General features: G+C 60.3%; 21 protein-coding genes. 1 reads left to right on the top strand and 20 read right to left on the bottom strand.

The genetic code is table 11. From position 1 onward, the window contains the following. Positions 1 to 42 precede the first annotated feature (42 nt). Complete coding sequence (locus C2U40_RS04545) at positions 43 to 1,407, bottom strand: MDR family MFS transporter (protein WP_176228424.1); 1,365 nt, start codon at positions 1,405 to 1,407, stop codon at positions 43 to 45. Between the two features lie 177 nt (positions 1,408 to 1,584). Here C2U40_RS04545 and C2U40_RS04540 point away from each other — a divergent pair, with 177 nt between their 5' ends. Continuing rightward, a complete protein-coding gene (locus C2U40_RS04540) occupies positions 1,585 to 2,181 on the top strand; it encodes an HAD family hydrolase (RefSeq protein WP_103826971.1) in 597 nt (198 codons plus the stop codon). 88 nt (positions 2,182 to 2,269) lie between these two features. On the opposite strand, the gene C2U40_RS04535 is transcribed toward C2U40_RS04540, so the two are convergent. From C2U40_RS04535 to tapM, 19 genes are all read right to left on the bottom strand, one after another. Further along, positions 2,270 to 3,067, bottom strand: coding sequence for a DUF1338 domain-containing protein (locus tag C2U40_RS04535; protein WP_103826970.1), 798 nt, complete (start codon positions 3,065 to 3,067; stop codon positions 2,270 to 2,272). A 109-nt stretch (positions 3,068 to 3,176) separates the two neighbouring features. Continuing rightward, positions 3,177 to 4,646, bottom strand: a complete 1,470-nt coding sequence (gene astD / locus C2U40_RS04530; RefSeq protein ID WP_103826969.1) for a succinylglutamate-semialdehyde dehydrogenase — start codon at positions 4,644 to 4,646, stop codon at positions 3,177 to 3,179. A 70-nt stretch (positions 4,647 to 4,716) separates the two neighbouring features. Next, complete coding sequence (gene astA, locus C2U40_RS04525; protein ID WP_011706956.1) at positions 4,717 to 5,736, bottom strand: arginine N-succinyltransferase; 1,020 nt, start codon at positions 5,734 to 5,736, stop codon at positions 4,717 to 4,719. Positions 5,737 to 5,811: 75 nt separating this feature from the next. Continuing rightward, positions 5,812 to 7,029 carry an aspartate aminotransferase family protein gene (locus C2U40_RS04520; RefSeq protein ID WP_103826968.1) on the bottom strand — a complete coding sequence of 406 codons (1,218 nt, stop codon included), beginning with the start codon at positions 7,027 to 7,029 and terminating at the stop codon, positions 5,812 to 5,814. Between the two features lie 276 nt (positions 7,030 to 7,305). Then, positions 7,306 to 7,887, bottom strand: a complete 582-nt coding sequence (locus tag C2U40_RS04515; RefSeq protein ID WP_103826967.1) for an aminodeoxychorismate synthase component II — start codon at positions 7,885 to 7,887, stop codon at positions 7,306 to 7,308. Positions 7,888 to 7,907: 20 nt separating this feature from the next. Further along, positions 7,908 to 8,123 (bottom strand): hypothetical protein, encoded by a 216-nt coding sequence (locus C2U40_RS04510; RefSeq protein ID WP_011706959.1) that lies wholly within the window; start codon positions 8,121 to 8,123, stop codon positions 7,908 to 7,910. 123 nt (positions 8,124 to 8,246) lie between these two features. Continuing rightward, positions 8,247 to 9,251, bottom strand: coding sequence for a tryptophan--tRNA ligase (gene trpS, locus C2U40_RS04505; protein ID WP_005298400.1), 1,005 nt, complete (start codon positions 9,249 to 9,251; stop codon positions 8,247 to 8,249). A 39-nt stretch (positions 9,252 to 9,290) separates the two neighbouring features. Beyond that, positions 9,291 to 9,959, bottom strand: a complete 669-nt coding sequence (locus C2U40_RS04500) for a phosphoglycolate phosphatase (RefSeq protein ID WP_011706961.1) — start codon at positions 9,957 to 9,959, stop codon at positions 9,291 to 9,293. Then, positions 9,946 to 10,620, bottom strand: a complete 675-nt coding sequence (rpe, locus tag C2U40_RS04495) for a ribulose-phosphate 3-epimerase (protein ID WP_016351625.1) — start codon at positions 10,618 to 10,620, stop codon at positions 9,946 to 9,948. Before rpe ends, C2U40_RS04500 begins: the two co-directional genes overlap by 14 nt. Positions 10,621 to 10,625: 5 nt before the next feature. After that, the gene (locus C2U40_RS26460) at positions 10,626 to 11,027 is read right to left on the bottom strand and encodes a hypothetical protein (RefSeq protein WP_181014703.1); all 402 of its coding nucleotides are present in this window, start codon (positions 11,025 to 11,027) and stop codon (positions 10,626 to 10,628) included. Positions 11,028 to 11,072: 45 nt separating this feature from the next. After that, positions 11,073 to 11,945 (bottom strand): Dam family site-specific DNA-(adenine-N6)-methyltransferase, encoded by an 873-nt coding sequence (locus C2U40_RS04480; RefSeq protein WP_011706963.1) that lies wholly within the window; start codon positions 11,943 to 11,945, stop codon positions 11,073 to 11,075. Between the two features lie 70 nt (positions 11,946 to 12,015). Next, positions 12,016 to 13,623, bottom strand: a complete 1,608-nt coding sequence (locus C2U40_RS04475) for an SPOR domain-containing protein (RefSeq protein WP_103826966.1) — start codon at positions 13,621 to 13,623, stop codon at positions 12,016 to 12,018. Next, positions 13,613 to 14,695, bottom strand: a complete 1,083-nt coding sequence (gene aroB, locus C2U40_RS04470) for a 3-dehydroquinate synthase (protein WP_085735549.1) — start codon at positions 14,693 to 14,695, stop codon at positions 13,613 to 13,615. The genes C2U40_RS04475 and aroB overlap by 11 nt, the downstream gene beginning before the upstream one ends. A 14-nt stretch (positions 14,696 to 14,709) precedes the next feature. Continuing rightward, entirely contained in the window at positions 14,710 to 15,228 is a 519-nt protein-coding gene (aroK, locus tag C2U40_RS04465; RefSeq protein WP_005298388.1) for a shikimate kinase AroK, read from the bottom strand. A 191-nt stretch (positions 15,229 to 15,419) separates the two neighbouring features. Continuing rightward, positions 15,420 to 17,621, bottom strand: coding sequence for a type IV pilus secretin PilQ (locus C2U40_RS04460; RefSeq protein WP_103826965.1), 2,202 nt, complete (start codon positions 17,619 to 17,621; stop codon positions 15,420 to 15,422). A gap of 14 nt (positions 17,622 to 17,635) precedes the next feature. Next, the gene (locus C2U40_RS04455) at positions 17,636 to 18,166 is read right to left on the bottom strand and encodes a pilus assembly protein PilP (protein ID WP_103826964.1); all 531 of its coding nucleotides are present in this window, start codon (positions 18,164 to 18,166) and stop codon (positions 17,636 to 17,638) included. Then, positions 18,163 to 18,762 (bottom strand): PilO family type IV pilus biogenesis protein TapO, encoded by a 600-nt coding sequence (gene tapO, locus C2U40_RS04450; protein ID WP_011706968.1) that lies wholly within the window; start codon positions 18,760 to 18,762, stop codon positions 18,163 to 18,165. The genes C2U40_RS04455 and tapO overlap by 4 nt, the downstream gene beginning before the upstream one ends. Next, positions 18,759 to 19,337: a PilN family type IV pilus biogenesis protein TapN gene (gene tapN, locus C2U40_RS04445; protein WP_041218444.1), complete on the bottom strand. Its 579-nt coding sequence runs from the start codon at positions 19,335 to 19,337 to the stop codon at positions 18,759 to 18,761. The genes tapO and tapN overlap by 4 nt, the downstream gene beginning before the upstream one ends. Continuing rightward, positions 19,325 to 20,395, bottom strand: coding sequence for a PilM family type IVa pilus assembly protein TapM (tapM, locus tag C2U40_RS04440; protein WP_103826963.1), 1,071 nt, complete (start codon positions 20,393 to 20,395; stop codon positions 19,325 to 19,327). Before tapM ends, tapN begins: the two co-directional genes overlap by 13 nt. Positions 20,396 to 20,538 lie beyond the last annotated feature (143 nt).

Raw genomic sequence — 20,538 nt, 5'->3', positions numbered from 1 at the left:
GCTCCCCATGGGGAGCCCTGTTGCTATGTCGCGGTGACGCCATCAGGCGTGGATGCTGGCCAGCTCGTGGCGTTTCAACGCCAGCAGGGTGATGAGCAGCGCGGCGGTGGCGATCAGCGCCATGCCGATATAGGTGGCGCTGAAACCGGGCGCCAGCTCGGCCGGACTCAGGCTGGCCAGGTTGTGGCTGCTGCCCGCCGGCAGGGCGGAGTGGAACAGCACGGAGCAGATGGCCACCCCCACTGCGCCCCCCAGCTCCCGGCCGAAGTTGAACAGCGACATGCCGATGCCGCGATCTTCCCGTGGCAGGGCGTTTTGCACCACCACCGACAGCGCCGGCAGCACCAGACCCAGCCCCAATCCGGCAAACCCCAGTCCCAGTCTGGCCCAGAGGTCGAAGTGGATTTGCCACAGCGCCAGCGCCGACAGGGCGAAGCCCACCACCACGAAGCGCCGGTAGTAGCCGGTGCGGCCGATCAGCTTGCCGCCGACGAAGGCCCCCGCCGTGATGCAGACCATGAAGATCACCATGTAGAGCCCGCTCTCGCTGGCCCCCATCCCCTTCTGCCACTGCATCTGCAGCGGCAGATAGACCAGCACGGCGAACATCAGCAACTGCGAGGCCAGCGCCAGCAGCACGCTCACCAGATAACCGGGCAGCCGGGCCAGATGGGCCGGCAGAATAGGATCATGGGCGCGCCGCTCCACCAGAATGAGCAGCAGCAGGGCCAGCGCCAGTCCCGCCGCCAGCCAGATGGCGGGCAGGGCCGTCTCCGGCGAGAGCAGCAACAGGCTCAGGGTGGTGACGGTGATCAGCAGCGCCGCCCCCTTCCAGTCGAAGCGACTGTGACGGCGCACATTGAGGTGGCCCAGATTGCGGTTCACCAGCCAGAGCGCGAGCGCCCCGAGCGGCAGGTTGATCCAGAAGATCCAGCGCCAGCTGAGCTGTTCGGTGAAGTAACCACCGAGCAGGGGGCCGGCGATGCTGGAGACCGCATAGACCGCCGAGATGTAGCCCTGATACTTGCCCACCTCCCGCGGCGGTATGCTGTCGGCGATGACGGTGAAGGCGAGCGCGATCAGGCCGCCGCCCCCCAAGCCTTGCAGCACGCGGGCCGCCAGCAGGGTCGGCAGATCCTGGGCCAGACCGCAGGCCACGGATCCGGCCAGAAACAGGCCGATGCCGATGTTGAGCATGCGCACCCGGCCGAACATGTCGCTCAGCTTGCCGTAGATGGGCAGGGCGGCGGTGGCCGCCAGCAGGTAGGCGGTGACCACCCAGGTAAGGGCGGCGCCGGCGTTCAGCTCGGCCCCGATGATGGGCAAGGGGGTGGTGACTATGCTCTTTTCCAGTGAACCCAGGGCGATCACCAGGGCCACGCTCGAGAAGATGGTTTTTGGGGACATATGACGGGCTCGCTCATTTGAAAATGCCGGGATCTGCAACGCAGAACTTATTATTGTCTCATAAATCATCAGCCGATGGCCAAAACCGCCCCTGAGCGGCAAGCATGACCCCGGTCGCGGCATTGCCTCCTGCATTCTGGTAGGCTGGCTGTTCACCCCCCAAGAGGAAGCAGCCCCATGTCCGAGCAGTTCCGGTTTGAGCAATATGATGCCCTGATTTTCGATATGGATGGCACCCTGGTCGACTCCATGCCCCTGCATCTGGATGCCTGGGAGGAGACCAGCGCCGAGTTCGGCCTGCCCTTCGATCGCGCCCAGCTCAATGAATTCGGCGGCATTCCCACCCGCAAGATAGTCGCCATCCTGGCCGAGCAGCATGGGCTGGATATCGATGTGGACGCTTTCACCCGGCGCAAGGTGGCGCTCTATCTGGAGCATATCGACAAGGTCAGCGTGTTTCCCGCCATGTGGGAGCTGGTCAAGCACTGCCACGGCAAGGTCCCGATGGGCATAGGCACGGGTTCATCGCGCGAGCATGCCCTGCACATCCTGAAAAACACCGGTCTGGATGCCTATATTCCCGTGCTGGTCAGTGCCGATGACATCGACAACCACAAGCCCCATCCCGACACCTTCCTGAAAGTGGCCGAGCTGCTTGGCGCCAACCCCGCCAACTGCCTGGTGTTCGAAGATACCCAGATCGGCCTGCAGGCGGGCCGTGCCGCCGGGATGGAGACGGTGCTGGCGCTGGAGGGGGAGCTCTACCAGCGCTAGGCCACTCCCCCTCTCCTGCCACCAATGAAAACGCCTCCGCAAGGGAGGCGTTTTGCATGCAGCAGTGCCGGAATGACCCGGCCCCGGCTTACATGGCGTTGGTGGATTCGAAGATCTTGTCGGCCGAGGCCTCGACGAAGCCCGGGTAGAGCACACCGTCGGCCTGCGGGTAGCGCAGGGCGAATTCATAGAAACAACTCGGGATGGTACGCACGCCGTCGGTGAAGGCCACGTCAGCCTTGTCGGCCATGGTGGACGATTGCTCCAGCATCACCTGCGGATCCCCTTTCACCTCGCCACCCACGCCATTGAGCACGAAGCCTGCGGCCTTGAGGGCGGCGTTGACCTGCTGGATGGTGTCGAAGTCCTTCAGGCGGTTGATGTTGACGGTGAAGTGGTTGGCGCGATAGCCCCAGGCCGCCATCCAGGCCGCATACTCGCTCTCCGCCAGCAGGGTCTGGTAATCGACCCAGGAGACCTGCCAGGGGGCGCCGGCATAGAGGAAGGCCTGGGTGTCGGTCAGGTGATCGGGCACCTGAGCCGCCAGCTTGTGGATGATGGCCTGGGCCGCATCGGAGAGCTCTTCCACCTTCAGCTCGCTGATGAACACCTTGGGCGCGTCCGGGTCTTTATGCTCGAAGTGCTTGGCGTAGAGCTTCTTGGCCTTGAACACGTACTCGCCCTTCTGCTCGTAGCCGAGCGCCAGGAAGTGGGCGGCCAGCTGCTCCAGCCCCAGCTTGGGCAGGTTGTAGGTGCGAAACGCCACGTGGTCGTTGACGATGGGCTCGCCGCCCCCCAGCAGCTGATGAACCTTGTGGGCACTCGGGGTGACTTGAATGTAGTTATCCCACAAATGACCGAACAGGGTGTCGATATCCTTTTGCATCTCTCTTTCCTTTGATTGCGGGTACAGACAAGGGCACCAGTTCAGTGCCCCTTTTATTGTCGTGGTCAGGCGCTGGCTCCAACACAGAGAGCGCCCGCCTTTGTCTTGCTTAGAACGTCAGGCCGGGGGACAGCTGATCCGGCATGGCGGCCTTGCTGTCTTCGACGGAAGCCACCGGATACGCACAGTAGTCAGCGGCGTAGTAGGCGCTCGCCCTGTGGTTGCCGGAGGCGCCGATGCCACCGAACGGCGCGGCACTGGAGGCGCCGGTGATGGGCTTGTTCCAGTTGACGATGCCGGCGCGAATGCGCTTGAAGAAGTGCTGCCAGTCCGCCTCGCTGTCGCCGAGCAGGCCGGCCGAGAGGCCGAAGCTGGTGGCGTTGCCCAGGTCGATGGCGGCATCGAAGTCGTCGTAGCGAATGAGCTGCAGCAGCGGGCCGAAGTACTCTTCGTCCGGCAGCGCGCTGACTGCGGTCACGTCAATGATGCCCGGGGAGACGAAACCGGTGCCCGCTTCCAGGTGCTTGAGGGTGAGCAGACTCTCGCCACCGAGGCGCTGCAGGTTGGCTTGCGCCTCGACCATGCCAAGCGCTGCCTTCTCGCTGATCATGGCCCCCATGAACGGCTGCTCGGCGGCGTCATAGAGGCCGACCTTGATCTGGCCGACCACCTCCACCAGGCGCTTGACCAGGGCATCGCCCCGCGCGCCGCGCTCGACAAACAGGCGGCGCGAGCAGGTGCAGCGCTGGCCGGAGGTGATGAAGGCGGACTGCACGATGGCATGGACGGCGCCGTCGATGTCGCTCACGTCTTTCACGATCAGCGGGTTGTTGCCGCCCATCTCGAGGGCCAGGATCTTGCCCGGCTGGCCGGCAAACTGCTGATGCAGGAAGTGGCCGGTACGGGACGAACCGGTGAAGAAAAGGCCGTCGATGTCCGGATTGCCGGCCAGCGCCTTGCCGGTGTCGACCTCGCCCTGCACCAGGTTGAGCACGCCCTTGGGCAGCCCCGCCTCCTGCCAGATCTTCAGCATGACCTCGGCCACCATGGGGGTCAGCTCGGAAGGCTTGAACACCACGGTATTGCCGGCGATCAGCGCCGGCACGATATGGCCGTTGGGCAGGTGGCCCGGGAAGTTGTAGGGGCCGAACACGGCCACGACGCCGTGGGGCTTGTGGCGCACGAACGCCTTGGCGCCGGGCATGGGGTTCTCCACCGTGCCGGTACGCTCGTCATGGGCGCGGATGGAGATGGCGATCTTGCCCTGCATGGCGGCCACTTCGGTGCGGGTCTCCCACAGCGGCTTGCCGGTTTCGCGGGCGATGGTCAGCGCCAGCGCCTCCTTGTGCTCGCCGAGCAGGTCGGCATAGCGGCGCACGATGGCCAGACGATCGTCGAGGGCCAGATCGGACCAATGATAGAAGGCATGGCGGGCGGCCTTGACGGCGGCCTCCACCTGGGCGGCGCTGGCGGCCTCCCCTTGCCAGATCACCTGATTCTTGGCCGGGTCCTTTGACTCGAACGGCTTGCCTGCACCGGCCAGCCACTGACCGTCGATAAATTGCACTAACTGGCTCATCCTTCACTCCCTGTGGTTCGCAGGCAGCCTTGGCTGCCTGTTTCATATGCGGTTTTACTGCTGATATGGCTCAATCGAGATCGACGGCGCGCACCATGTCGCCATCCTGCACCTTGAGTGCGGCCGCCATCTTGGGCGGGATGATGGCTTCGTGCTTGTCCAGATCGACCCGGATGTTGCCGTAGCAGGCGCGGTAGTGCTCGTAGCGGGTATTGCAGACCAGATGGGTCTTGCCGCCGATGGGCTCACCCACCAGCACCCGCAGCTTCTGGCTGCGGCGCACGCTGCGAATGTTCTTCACGTCGCACTCGACGGTGGGGCCGGCATCGAAGATGTCGACATAGCCGCGATTCACGAATCCTTCGTCCTGCAGCATCTTGATGGCCGGACGGGTCTTCTCGTGGGTCTGACCGATGACGGCGCGCGCTTCGTTGCTCAGCAGATTGACGTAGATGGGGTACTTGGGCATCAGCTCGGCGATGAAGCGCTTCTTGCCGATGCCGGTGAGATAGTCGACGGTGGGAAAATCCATCGAGAAGAAATGCTTTTGCAGCCACTCGTAGAAGGGGCTGTGACCATCGGCATCGGAGACGCCACGCATCTCGGCGAAGACGGTCTCGTCAAACAGCTCGGGGTGTTCGGCCATGAACAGAAAGCGGTGCTTGGAGAGCAGACGGCCGTTGAGCCCCTCGCGGGCGCATTCGCGCAGAAACAGGGTGCAGAGCTCGGAATTGCCGGTGTAGTCGTTGGAGAGGGTAAGGGTTTCCACGACGTTGTAGATGCCGAGCTTGGGGGAAGAGTGCACCACCTTGCCGATGTGATAGTTGTAGAACGGCTGGGACAGGCCCACGGCCGCATCGATGGCGCAGGTACCGACCATTTCGCCGGTCTCCAGATCCTCGGCGACGAAGAAATAGAGGCAGTCACCCTTGCCCGCAGGCTTGTCCGAAAAGGTCTGGGTGGAAGCGTCTATCTTGCGCTGCAGCAGTTCATCGTTGACGGGCAACGAGGTCATGCCGGTGCCGGATTCGATGGCACAGGTCTTGAGACCGGCAAAATCTTTTTGCTCGATGGGACGGATAACCAACATAAATGACAACTCCCTTTCATTGACGACAGGTGGGGTCCCGGCTCCTGCCGGGAGAGCTCCCCACCTCAATTTGGATCAGGCGTTAACCACCTGGGCAACCGCTTTCTCGAACCGTACCAGCCCTTCCTTGATGTCCGCTTCCGGAATAACCAGGGACGGCGCGAAACGCACCACGTTGGTGCCGGCTACCAGCGCCATCAGGCCCTGATCGATGGAGGCCAGCAGGAAGTCGCGCGAGCGGCCCTTGTAGTCGTCGTTGAGCACGGCGCCCAGCAGCAGACCCTTGCCGCGCACTTCGCTGAAGCAGTGGTACTTGGCATTGATGGCCTCGATCCCTTCGCGGAACAGCTGTTCGCGCTGCTTGATGCCATTGAGCACTTCCGGGGTGTTGACCACGTCGATCACCGCCTCGGCCACCGCGCAGGCCAGCGGGTTGCCGCCGTAGGTGGAACCGTGAGTGCCCACTTTCAGGTGGGAGGCGATTTCGGTGGTGGTAAGCATGGCGCCGATGGGGAAACCGCCGCCCAGTGCCTTGGCGCTGGTGAGGATGTCCGGCGTGACGCCCAGACCCATGTAGGCAAACAGATCGCCGGTACGACCGACGCCGGATTGCACTTCGTCATAGATCAGCAGGGCGTTGTGCTGGTCGCACAGCTCGCGCACCCCTTTGGCAAACTCGTCGGTGGGACGAATGATGCCGCCCTCGCCCTGCAGCGGCTCCATCACCACGGCGCAGGTATTGTCGGAGATGACGGCAGCCAGCTCCGCCAGATCGTTGTAGGCCACGTGGGTGATGTCCGCGGGCTTGGGACCGAAACCATCGGAGTAGGCAGCCTGGCCGCCGACGCTGACGGTAAAGAAGGTACGACCGTGGAAGCCCTGGTGGAAGGCGATGATCTGGGTCTTGTGGGCACCGAACTTCTCGATGGCGTAGCGACGGGCCAGCTTGAGGGCGGCTTCGTTGGCTTCGGCACCGGAGTTGCAGAAATAGACCTTGTCGGCGAAGGTCGCGGCGACCAGCTTCTTGGCCAGGCGCAGGGCCGGCTCGTTGGTCATCACGTTGGAGAGGTGCCACAGCTTCTCGCCCTGGGTTTTCAGGGCCCCGACCAGCTTGGGATGGCAATGGCCCAGGCCATTGACGGCGATCCCGCCGGCGAAATCCACATACTCACGGCCTTCCTGATCCCAGACACGTGACCCTTCACCACGCACCGGGATGATCTTGGCGGGCGCATAGTTGGGAACCATCACTTCATCAAACACTTCACGTGTCACTGCCAACAACTCTGACATATTGCTCTCCTTCGATCTGGCGACAGAATAATCCACCGCCCAAAAGTTAAATCCATGTAAACACATCGGCATTGTCACAAAAAAAAGCTAAAAGTCTGCAACAAAGCGCGTTACAGGGAACAATGTTCGACTGCCCGTGAGATTTTAGGCAACCGCATTGCATAACGGCTCAGGGGGTGTTGGCAAGAGATAATTTGGACAGGGAGGGAGGTGAATAAAGTGTCAGGGAAAATATTTTTGGCCTCCTTTCAATTCTGGGAGGCCGATCACAACTATTCAGTGATTAGCCAAAAAATTGGCCAGCAACTGATGACCCTGCTCGCTCAGAATGCTCTCCGGATGGAACTGAACACCCTCTATATTCAACTGCTTATGGCGCAGCCCCATGATCTCGTCCGGGCTGCCATCGGCATGTTCGCTCCAGGCGGTGATCTCGAGGCAATCGGGCAAGGTGTCGCGCTCCACGATGAGCGAATGGTAACGAGTGACCCGCAGCGGGTCGTTGAGCCCCTTGAATACCCCCTCGCCGCGATGGCGAATGAGCGAGGTCTTGCCGTGCATCACCTGACGGGCACGCACCACCCTGGCACCGAAGGCCTGCGCCAGCGACTGGTGGCCGAGACAGACGCCGAGAATGGGGAGCTGGCCGGCAAAACGGGAGATGGCCGCCAGCGAAATACCCGCCTCATTGGGGGTGCAGGGACCGGGAGAGATCACCAGATAACGGGGAGAGAGCCGGGCAATGGCGTCCAGCGTCAGCTCGTCATTGCGCTTCACCACTACCTCCTGTCCCAAGGCGCCAAAATATTGCACCAGATTCCAGGTAAAGGAGTCGTAGTTATCGATCAACAACAGCATGGGTCAACCAGAGCAGAGAATTAACGATCCAGATAGCGCCCCTGTTCCATTTCACGCTCGCGCTGGCACTCGGCCAGGTAGATGGCGGCGGCGATGGCAGGGGTTTTGTGGTGCTTGTCGATGGCATTGGAGACCATCAGTTGCAGGGTATTGAGGTTTTTGGCCTTGCGAAACTTGCGCAGCCAGTGACCCTTGTCACCCAACTCTTCAATCGTGGTATTTGATTCGACAGACATGCTAACTCTTGGGGCAGACGCCCGCGTTTGAAATTGGAAGATGAAATAACGAATAGCAGGTCGGGTAAAACAAAGAAAGCCAGGCAAATACCCAGCTCTCTTCTACTACACCTTCCCAGTATGTCAGGCTCGAGGAACGAAGCCGACTACATCATATACGCTGGCCAGGGTTTTTTCAGCCCTTTCCCGCGCCTTTTGTGCACCGGCCGCCAAAATGGCCTGCAGATGAGCCTCATCCTGACGCAGCTCGTGGAAGCGGGCCTGAATCGGCTCCAGCAGGGCAACCACTGCCTCGGCGGTTTCGGTCTTGAGGTGACCGTACATCTTGCCTTCGAAATGCTGCTCCAGCTCGGGGATGGAACGGCCGGTCACCCCGGACATCAGGGTCAGCAGATTGGAGACCCCCGGCTTGTTTTCCGGATCGAAACGCACCACCGCCGGCTCGTCGGAGTCAGTCACCGCGCGCTTGATCTTCTTGACGATCTGCTTGGGATCTTCCAGCAAGCCGATGAAGTTGGCCTCGTTGTCGTCCGACTTGGACATCTTCTTGGTCGGATCCTGCAGGCTCATCACCCGGGCGCCTTCGGTCGGAATGAAGGGCTCCGGCAGGGTGAACACCTCGCCGTAGAGGTTGTTGAAGCGGGTGCAGATGTCGCGGGTCAGCTCCAGATGCTGCTTCTGATCGTTGCCCACCGGCACCTGATTGGCCTGATAGAGCAGGATGTCGGCCGCCATCAGCACCGGATAACCGAACAGGCCGACGTTGACGTTGTTCTCGAAACGGGCGGACTTGTCCTTGAACTGGGTCATGCGCGACAGCTCGCCCATCTGGGTGTAGCAGTTCAGGATCCAGCCAAGCTCGGCGTGCTGTGGCACGTGGGACTGGATGAACACGGTGCTCTTGGCCGGATCGATGCCGACCGCCAGATAGAGGGCGGCGGCATCCAGGCAGGCCTTGCGCAGGGCGGCCGGATCCTGGCGGGTGGTGATGGCGTGCAGATCGACGATGCAGTAGAGGCAGTCGAAGTCATCCTGCATGTTGACCCACTGACGCAGGGCCCCCATGTAGTTGCCGATGGTCAGCTGGCCCGACGGTTGGGCCCCGCTCAATACGATAGGTTTAGTCATCAGAGTGTTGATCCTTGTTATTCGGCCTGCCTGGCCAGCTTATTCGGCCAGCAGCGCGTCGAGCTGGGCAAACTGTTCGCATACCCAGTCCGGGCGGGAATCTGCGATGGGACGGCCGTAGTTGTAGCCATAGGTCAGTCCCACCACCTTCATGCCGGCAGCCTGGGCGGCCAGCACGTCATTTTCGGAGTCGCCCACCATCAGGGTGCGCGACGGGCTGACACCCAGCTCGTGGCAGGCCAGCAGCAGCGGCTCCGGGCTTGGTTTCTTGACGGGCACGCAGTTGCCCCCCAGCCAGAGTGCGAAACAGTCGCCGATGCCGAGGGCATCGAGGATCGGCTGCACGAAGTGACTCGGCTTGTTGGTCACGATCGCCTGCTGGTAACCCAGCGCCTGCAGGCGGCGCAGGCTCTGTTCGACCCCGTCATACATGGCCAGCCCTTCCAGCAGGCAGGCCTGATAGTGACGGTCAAACAGCGGACGGGCGCTGGCAAACAGCTCGGGCGCTGCGCGATAGTCCAGCGCGCGCTGGATCAGCTTGTCGGCACCGTTGCCAACCCAGGTCCGCACCACGGCTTCGTCGGCCTCGGCCAGCCCGAGTTCGGTCAGCGTACGGTTGACCGCCAGCGCCAGTTGCGGGGCGCTGTCGATCAAGGTACCGTCCAGATCGAACAGCACCAGGTCAAAATCACGTTCAGCGTTTGACATGAGAGAGCTCCGCCCGCATCTCGTCGATCACCGCCTTGTAGTCCGGACGACTGAAGATGGCCGAGCCGGCCACGAACATGTCGGCACCAGCCTGGGCAATCTCACGAATGTTGTCGACCTTGACCCCGCCGTCGATCTCGAGGCGAATGTCGCGGCCGCTCTCGTCGATGAGGCGACGCACCTGGCGCAGCTTGTCGAGGGTGCCGGGGATGAAGCTCTGGCCACCAAAGCCCGGGTTGACCGACATCAGCAGGATCACGTCCAGCTTGTCCATCACGTACTCCAGGCAGGTGAGCGGCGTGGCCGGGTTCAGTACCAGACCGGCCTGGCAGCCCTGCTCCTTGATGAGGCCCAGGGAGCGGTCGACGTGGTCGGACGCTTCCGGATGGAAGGTGATGAGGGAAGCACCCGCCTTGGCAAAGTCGGGAATGATGCGATCCACCGGCTTGACCATCAGGTGCACGTCGATGGGGGCTTCGATACCGTAGTCACGCAGGGCCTGGCAGACCATGGGGCCTATGGTCAGGTTGGGCACATAATGGTTGTCCATCACGTCGAAATGGACCACGTCGGCACCGGCGGCCAGCACCTTGGCGACATCGTCCCCCAGACGGGCAAAGTCGGCGGAGAGGATCGAGGGGGCAATCAGAAAGTCTTTCATCAGCGTCATCCATTGGCAGCGTGGCAGAAAAAGCGGCGCAATTTTACCGCAAACGGACGCTGAAAACGACCCGCACACGGCACGGAAAAAGCGAACGCCATCATCACCACAAACGGAAGCTGAAAACGACCCGCACACGGTACGGAAAAAGCGAACACCATCATCACCGCAAACGGGCGCTGAAAACGACCCGCACACGGTACGGAAAAAGCGAACGCCATCATCACCGCAAACAGGCGCTGAAAACGACCCGCACACGGTACGGAAAAAGCGAACGCCATCATCACCGCAAACGGACGCTGAAAACGACCCGCACACGGTACGGAAAAAGCGAACGCCATCGTCACCGCAAACGGGCGCTGAAAACAACCTGCACACGGTACGGAAAAGGCGAACACCACCATCATCGGCCACGGCAGACATAAAAAACGGCACCCGAGGTGCCGTCTGTGTCAGCCGAGTGGCGCCAGTTCGGCGTCGCTCGGGTAGTAGCCCTGCTCCGGTTCGATGCCGGGCGGATAGAGCGCCAACAACTCGGCCACCTTGTTGCGGGTGCCGCCGTTGCGGCTGATGGTGCGCTTGACCAGGATCTCGTCGAGGCGGGCGCCGCGATAGAGCTCGCGGGTCAGCTCGATGTCGTGGTTGCTGATGAGCACGGGCACCCCTTTGCGCGCCGCGGTGTGGCGGGCCAGCCTGGCCAGCACGGCCTGATCGTCCAGGGTGAAGCCACCGGCCGAATAGGTGGTGAAGCTAGCGGTAGTGGAGAGCGGAGCATAGGGGGGATCGCAATAGATCACCCAATCCTCTTCGGCGCGCTGGATGGCATCGGCATAGCTTTCACAGATGAAGGTCGCCTTCTGCGCCTTCTCGGCGAAGGCCCACAGCTCTTTTTCCGGGAAATAGGGCTTCTTGTAGGAACCGAACGGGACGTTGAAGCCCCCCTTCTTGTTGTACCGGCACAGGCCGTTGAAACCGTGTCGATTCAGAAACAGGAACAGCAGGGCGCGCTCGAAGCTGGTGTCGGTCTGGTTGAACTGGGTGCGCAGCCGGTAGTAGGCCGCCTTGTGGTTGTGCTCGGTCACGAACAGCTTGCGCGACTCAGCGATGAACCGATCCGGCGTCAACTTGAGATGATTGTAAAGACCGATCAGATCCGGATTGATGTCGTTGAGCACATAGGCGTCGTAGTCGGTGTTGAGAAACACGGACCCGGCCCCGACGAAGGGCTCCAGCAACACACGCCCGGCCGGCAAACGCTCGGCAATCTCTTCAACCAGGGAGTATTTTCCCCCGGCCCATTTTAAAAAAGCGCGTGTTTTTTTCATGGAAATCCGGTGTTAAGAAGGCATCGACCAAAAAAGGGGGACGATTCTACCCCCTTCCCGGCCAAAATGGCTATTGCTTCAACTCTTTTTGTACCTGCGCAAACGACTTGGGCCAGGGTTGACCCTTCAGCAAGGCGGGCGACAGCTTGCGAATGGCGGCCTTGGCCTGGTTGCTGCTGGCGTAGTCCCCCTGCAGCACCACGTACCAGGGGCTGCCGCGGAACTTGGTTTGATAGACCCAGATCTTGCCGGCCAGACCATTTTCGGCCACGAACTTGTCGACCGCCTTGGTGTTGCTCGCGCCCATCAGCTGGATGCTGTAGTGGTTTCTGGGCTTCTTGTTCAGAGTGGCGGCGGGGGTCAGCGCCACCTTGGGAGCAGGTGCTGCCACCGGTTCAACCGCAACTGGCTTGGCCACCGGCTTGCTGGCCGCTGGCGTGGGTTGGGCTTTGGCGGTGTTTGCCGGCTGGGCAGTCTGAGCAGTGGCATTGGGTGTAACAGTCTGCTCGGCAGAGGTCCCCTGAGTAGCCGCTGCTTGCGAATCGGCGCCGGTCAGCTCATCCACCACCGCAGTGGGCAGGGCGCCGCTGACGTTGGGCTGCTTCATCAGCTTCTCGACCACCTCGTCGGAGATCACCACCCGGCGCCCTTCGTAGTTGGTCGATTCGGTGGTCACGGTGTCGCTCTCCACCGCCTTGGGCAATACCTTGGCATCCGGCTGCCAGTCGCGGACCACGCCGCCGGGATTGCTGGCGGCGCCATCACTGGTCACACTCTGGCTGCCATTCTGGCTGGTGTTGCTGCCGCCGATGGTCAGCGGATCGCCCCCCGAGACGGGGATGGGCAACGCCGTGGTTTGGGTGGGCTCGGGGGCAGTGCTCTTGCTGTCGCCGCCAAACAGGGCCGGCAGCAGATAACTCAGCGCCAGCAGACCGCCGGCCAACAGGGCCAGCAGGGTCGCAATCTTCTTGACGGGCAACTCAGCCTGACGTTTCTTGGGCCTTCTGTCGGTCATGATATCCTCCAGTAACTGCATGATGGTGGACGGATGTCCATTTGCCACTTTCAGGATCTCTTCCACTTTCGGCTTGGGCAAGAGGGCTGTCGGGATCTTGAGCTCTTTGGCCTTCTCATACAAGAAGATGCGTTGTTCGGGCGCGCCAAGCGGCGCGACTTCCAGCTCCAGCGCGGGCATGGCCCGCCCTTTCAGCTGCGCCTTCTGATTGCGACACCAGACGTCACTGCCGGAGAGCACGATGGCCAACTGATGGGGGATCTTCAGGGTATCGTTGTGACGACACAGGCTCCACAGCTCGCCGACCAGCTCGGCAGGCAGCTCATCGGCCCGCTCGATCAGCAGCAGCAGGGTGGCCGGTTTGCCTTCCAGCATGCGGAAAAAGCTGTCTGCCAGCGCATCCTGCGGATTGAACAACGGCCGGGCCACCACCTGGGGCAGCAACAGCTGGCGCACGTCCACCATCTTCATGGCGGGGCTGCCGATCAGGCTGACGACCCGCACTTTTTCCGGCAATGCTCCCAGCAGGGATTCGCACAACGTGCCACGACCACTGCCGGGTTTGCCGGAGAGAAAGATAAAAGGATGATTGAATTCAATCAGATGCAGCAGCCGGTCAACCAGCTGCCGCTGGGAGGGAAATTTCAGCAGTTTATTCGTCACGACCAGACTCGATCACCGCCAGCAGTTCAGCATCGGAGACATCGGCCACCACCTGGGCATGACCTATGCCGACCGGCAGCACCAGACGCAGTTTGCCTTCCAGCACCTTCTTGTCGCGGCGCATGTGACGAATGAAGGCCGCAAAATCCATCTCTGACGGCGCCTGCACCGGCAGATTGGCCGCCAGCAGCAAGGCACGGATACGGTCTACCTGTTGCTCGGTCACGTCCCCACGGGCCAGGGCGGTATTGGCGGCCAGCATGGTGCCTGCCGCCACGGCTTCGCCGTGCAGCCAGTTGCCATAGCCCTTCTCGGCTTCAATGGCATGGCCAAAGGTGTGGCCCAGGTTAAGCAGGGCACGCACACCATGCTCGGTCTCGTCCTGGCCAACCACATCGGCCTTGATCTCGCAGCAGCGGCGGATGGCATAGGCCAGCGCGGCCGGCTCCTGCGCCTGCAGACGGGACATGTTGGCTTCGAGCCAGCAGAAGAATTCGACATCCCAGATGATGCCGTATTTGATCACCTCGGCCATGCCGGCGGCAAATTCGCGGGCAGGCAGGGTCTGGAGGCACTCGGTATCGATCACGACGTGTCTGGGCTGATAGAAGGCCCCGATCATGTTCTTGCCGAGGGGGTGGTTGACGGCGGTCTTGCCACCAACGGAGGAATCAACCTGGGAGAGCAGTGTGGTAGGCACTTGAATGAACGGAATGCCACGTTGATAGCTTGCAGCAGCGAAGCCGACAACGTCCCCTATCACACCGCCACCCAGGGCAATCAGAGTGGTATCACGACCATGGTTGGTTTCCAGCAGAGCGGACATGATCCGCTCAAAGGTAGCCAGGGTCTTGTAGGCCTCGCCATCCGGCAGGATCAGGTGTTCAACCTGATAGCCCGACAGCAACTGGACAATTCGCTCAAGATACAAGGGCGCAACCACTGTGTTGGTCACAATCATGACCCGCTTGCCCTTGATGGTTTGCGTCAGCACCTCTGCATGCTGCAACAGACCTGCGGCTATCTCGATGGGATAGCTGCGTTCACCCAGTTCGACCTTCAACCTTTCCATGGACGTCCTCTATATTACATGCCGATCAACTTAACGATTTGATTGGCAACAACTTTAGCGCTCTGGTCATCAGTCTGGATGACAAAGTCAGCCACTTCTTCATACAGGGCGTTGCGTTCTTGTGCCAGACGCTCGAGTACTTCGCGCGGCGGCTCTTCGGTTTGCAGCAAGGGGCGACGCTTGTCTCTTTGCGTACGTGCCAGTTGCTTCTCAATGGTGGTTTCGAGGTACACCACGATGCCGCGAGCAGAGAGCTTGTTGCGTGTTTCACGGCTCTTGATGGCACCGCCACCCGTCGCCAGCACGATACCCTGCTGTTCGGAAAGGTCACCGATGACCTTCTCTTCGCGGATCCGGAAACCCTCTTCGCCTTCAACATCGAACACCCAGCCGATATCGGCACCACTGCGGCGCTCAATCTCATGATCTGAGTCGAAAAACTCCATATGCAGTTGTTCTGCCAGATGTCTACCTATGGTGCTCTTGCCCGCACCCATGGGACCTATCAGGAAAATATTGCGTTTCTCAGCCATGTCTTTTCGTTAGTAATTACAAACTGTACGACCCCGACAAACTCTCGATCGGGGTACCTATGAACCTTATCTTGCGATGGATCAGGAGGGGGATTATCTCAATAGAAATCAGGACTGGCAACCGCAGCCCTTACGCCCCAGCCTCATTGGGGCGTAAGGTTATATGTGTTTTACCTTCACATGTAAAGTCTTCAGAAGGCGTCGGTGACTATCTTCGGCGTCACGAAAATCAGCAGCTCGCGCTTTTTGTTCTCACTGGTTGTCTTGCGAAACAACACGCCCAGACCCGGGATATCACCCAGCAGGGGCACCTTGCTGACATCGCTCTTGATGGTCTGTTGATAAATGCCACCAAGTACCAGGGTCTCGCCATTGTTGACCAGCACTTGGGTGGTGATGGACTGGGCGTTGATGGAGACAGCATCACCGGTACCGGTCGGTACGGTTTCACCCTTGGTATCTTGGGTCACGGTCAAGTCCAGGATCACCCTGTTGTCGGGGGTGATCTGCGGCGTCACCTTGAGGCTCAGCACCGCCTTCTTGAAGGTGACCGAGGTTGCCCCGCTGGAAGAGGACTCCACATAGGGGATCTCGGTACCCTGCTCGATCAGCGCCGGTTTCTGGTTGGCCGTGGTGACCCGGGGACTGGCGATGATCTCGGCCTTGCTCTCTTTCTCCAGTGCCGACAGCTCGAGATCCAGCAAGGTACCATCCGCCAGCCGCGCCACCTGGAAGGCCAGGGTACCGGCCGCATTGGTCACCGGCAGATTGACGTTAAGCCGATCGTCCACCCCTGGTCGGGTGATGGTCGAGCCGCCATTGTTGTTGCCGGAACCGTCATTGCCCTCGATGGTGCCCGAGGTACTGTTGCCGTGACCGTCGTTTTTGGTTACCCCCCAACGCACCCCAAGCGCCTCGTCAAAGCCGTCATCAATGGTCACCATGCGCGCCTCGATCACCACCTGCTTGACCGGAATATCCAGGATATCCAGCATCCGCTTTATGTTGCTGATGACGTCGGCAGTGTCCTTGACCACCAGCACGTTGGTCCGCTCATCGACGCTCACCGCCCCCTTGGAAGAGAGCAGCTTGGTGCTCTCGGACGAGAGCAGCGCCGCCACTTCGGATGCCTTGGCATAGTTGATCTGCAGATACTCGGTATAAAGCGGTGCCAGATCGGCGACCTGGTTGCGGCTCTCCAGCTGCTGTTTCTCGCGAGCGGCAATCTCTTCGGCCGGTGCGACCAGCAGGATGTTGTTGTCCAACCGCTTGTCGAGTCCCCGCACCTTCAAGATGATGTCGAGTGCCTGCTCCCAGGGCACCCCGTCCAGCCGCAGGGTGATGTTGCCCGACACCGAATCCGTGGTCACCAGATTGAGGTTGTTGAAATCCGCGATGAGCTGCAGCACGGTTCTCACCGGGATATCCTGGAAATTGAGAGAGATGGGTTTGCCCTGATACTGCTTGCCGGCAGTCGCCGCGGAGCGCTTTTTCACCTCGACGATGAACATCTTGTCCGCCTGATCGTAACGGTAGTCAAACTGGCCGTTGACCGAGAGTTCAAACAGGGTGTCGTTACCCTGGCGGAACACCTCAACCTGAGAGACAGGGGTCGCAAAATCCTGCACGTTGATCAGATTAAGCAAATCGTCCGGTACCCGGGTGCCGTGAAACTTGGCAAGTACCGTCTGGCCACGGCTGCTGACGTCAACGGCGGCGGAGCTGTTGTCCAGCGTCACCAGAAATTCCCCCTGCCCGTCCTTGCCACGCCTGAAATCTACCCCTTTCACGGAATTGAAGTAGGCACCACTGGCCGCCGTCTGTGGTGATGGCAAAACCGGCTTGCTGGCCACGGGCGCAGCCACTGGAGCGCTCTGGCGAGCAAGCTGCTGACTGTTGATCAGGGCGGACGAGGCTGCCGGCTGGGTATTGATAAGTGCAGACGAGGTCGGCTGGGGGACCACCAGCCCGGAGGATGCTGTGGTGGCCGGCAGCGGCATGGCTGCTTTTTCTCCCAGTGCCACCAACAACTTGTTGCCCTGCTGATGCACCTGATAGGGGGTCAGTTGATCGAGGGAGATCTTGATATCGAGACCTGCCCCCTTGCCCTCGACCTTGAGGTTGTCTACCCCCTGCTGCTTGATGGGCAACGGGTTCACGTTGAGCGCTCCCACCGCCCCAGGCACATGCAGCAGCAGCTGATTGGGTTCATAGGAGAGACGATCGGTAAATCCGCTGACCGGTTCACTGAAACTCAACTCCAGCAACAGCTGATCGGCCATCAGCGGATTGACCTTGACCTCCTGCAGGGTTGCCACGGCCCAGGCCTGGCTCCATGCTCCGGCGCAAAACAGCAGGGTAACTCGGGCTACCATACCTATTGTTGTTTTCATCGCATCATCCCTGATTATCGTTTTGCTTCAAGATTGGCCATGCCCAGCTGAGTTTCTCGAGTCACCCAGCATCCTTTGCCATCCGGTATAGTCTCAATCAAATCCAAGTAGGTGTCAGTGATCCTGATCACCCGTCCCTGATCCAGTCCCATGTGTTGATTGAGACCCACCCGGATGGATTGACCATCAGGAGTCCTGATCAAGGCCCACAGCTGTCCCTGCTTGCCAAGTGAGCCCTGCATGCTCAGGCTGGCCAGTGAATAGCGCTCCAGTACTTCTTTCTCCCTGTTGGCCACGATCTGGGCGCAATCCGGCTTCACCTTGGCATCCACCTTGGCACTGCTGGTTTCAGGCTGGGGGGCGATGAAGGGGCTGCGCTGATCGCTGAGGTGATAAGCCATCGGGGAAAAGGGTTTGATTTCGGGAAGAGGCTCGATGGGTACTGGTTTTCTGGCCTTGGTTTCAGCCACATAGTTGTCCATGTCATCCTGCCCACCGCAGGCGGTCAACAACAGAGCAGGCAACAGCACGCAGAGTAGCTTCATTTGGTCTGCCCCACGGTTTTGCCATTGTATTTGTAGGTTTTGGCCAGCATCGACATGGCGATCATGTCGCCTTGCTCCTTGCCCTGTCCCAGCGTGAACGATTCCAGGATGACGATACGCGGCAAGGCCGCCATGTCGGCCGTGAACTTGCCTATCTCATGATACGTGCCCACCACTTCGATTCGCATGGGCAGCTCGGTGGAGAACTCGTGCTTGATCTCGGGCTCCCAATTGATGCGATTCAATTTGAGTCCATTGTCGGTAGCAATGAAACTGATGTCATCCAGCAATCCGGCCACTTCGTGAGTATTGGGCAACTGCTTGAGTTGGGTATCCACCAGCTGTTCGAGCTGCACCATCTGCGTCTTGTAGGCACCGAGGTTGGCAGCCAGCATCGCCTTGCTCTCGAACTGCGCCTTGAGTTCGGCCTCCTTGTTGGTCTCCTGGGTCAACAGGGTCAGTGAGTTGGCAATCACGTAGTAATAGATGGCCCCCCCCAGCAAGGCACAGAAGAACAGGATGAAAATCCCTTTGGCCAGCTTGGGCCAGCTGGCAATGTTGTTGAGATCCAGTTCGTTGAGCTGTTGTAGATTCATTGCTGCCCCTTAGCCACATCGACCGTGGCGCCTGCCGCACCCGCGACCTGGAACATCATGGAGAACTGGCTGAGCGAAACGGGCGCCACATCGGCCGCAAAAATCGTGCTGATCTGCGACTGCCCCAGCCAGCCGGAGCCATCGATACGACGCATCATGCTGGCTACCCTGCCATAGGCCTCGGTCTTGCCATTCACATCTATTTGGTTGTTCTGCAAGGCAAGCGTATTGAGGTAAACCCCGTTGGGAACCAGCGAAGGCAACTGGTTGAACAGGCGAACCGGCAGATTGCGGCGCATCTGCAGGTGTTCGATCAATTGCATGCGATCGATCAACTCCTTGCGTCGCTCCTTGAGCAGGCGGATCTCGCCAAGCTGGGCATCGAGGATGGTCATCTCCTGCAGCAAACGCTGGTTGCGTTGCTGCTGATGGCCTATCTGCTGCTCCACCAGCCAGTCGGCGGCAAAACCAAGGGAAGCCGTAATGGCCATGAAGATGCCCAACATGACCCCGAATTGCTTCTTCTGTCGCTGGGCCCTGGCCTCACGCCAGGGCAGGAGGTTTATATTTGACATGGCGTGAAGCTCCTCAATGCCAGACCCAGCGCCGTCATAAACTTGGCACCGTGGACCGCGCCCTCCCCTTTCGGCTTGCCGAACAGGGCAAAGGGATCAGGATGCAATACCTCACAGTTCAACTCGCTGCCGACCTGGGCCGCCAGCCCGGGCAGCAGGCTGCCACCGCCGGTGAGCACCAGTCTGGAAAGCTCCCTGTGCCCGGAAGAGCTGCAAAACAGTTGCACGTTCCGCCTGACTTGCTGCAACAGAGCATTCATATGGGGCAGCAACACATCCAGTTCGTGATCAACTGGCAGCTTGCCCTGCAACTTGGCCTGCTCGGCGTCATCCAGCGACAGGTTGTAGAAAGAGGCCAGCGCCTGACTATATTGATCGCCACCGAAGTTTTGCAGGCGTGAGTAGATAACTTCTCCCTTTACCAGTGCGGCAAAGGTCATGGCGCTCGCTCCGATATCAATAACGCCGACCGGTTTCTCCCACTCCTGCAACTCCGGCAGGCAGGCAAGCACGGCACGGCCCAGTGCGTGGGCGCCCACATCCACCACCTTGGTGGTCATGTCGGCTTCCGCCAGCGCGGTCACCCGCCCGCTCACGCTCTCGGTGCGGGCAGCACTCAGCAACACTTCGCGGCGTTCCTGATCGTTAACCTTGCCCAGAATTTCAAAATCCAGGCTCACTTCATCTAGGGGAAAGGGAATGAGTTGCTCAGCCTCGAGCTGAGCCTGATTCTCCAGCTCGTTCTCACCCAAAGCGGCATCCACTTGAATGACTTTCGTGATCACGTTGGAACCGGTGACGGCAGTCGCAACATACTGGCTGCTGCCCGAGATGAGGCGCTTGAGGGCCTTCAGAGACTGGCTGACCCGTTCGATATCCTGCAGCTGATAATCGACCAGAGTGCCTTTGGGAGTGGCGACTTCGGCCACCGATTCGAGATGGAGCTTGCCGGGACGACCGGTAATGGTCACGGCCTTGATGGTCTGGCTGCCAAAATCAATACCCGCCAGAGGAAGCAGAGAACCTTTGTTGAATAGCCCAAACATATACACATCCATGCGTTATTGGGTTTTAGGATTGATTGTAGGACAGCTAATCAGAAGATGATGACTTAACTCATCCTAAATGCTCTATCTATCAATGTCATAAAGTTTATGCCGAAAAGTGATACAACTCGCTTTCCGGCTGCCCCTCGCCTCCC

Source organism: Aeromonas sp. ASNIH4 (assembly GCF_002934425.1).
GTDB lineage: Bacteria > Pseudomonadota > Gammaproteobacteria > Enterobacterales > Aeromonadaceae > Aeromonas > Aeromonas hydrophila.
Note: the sequence above shows the minus strand (reverse complement) of the source record. Positions and strands in the feature narration are given on the sequence as shown.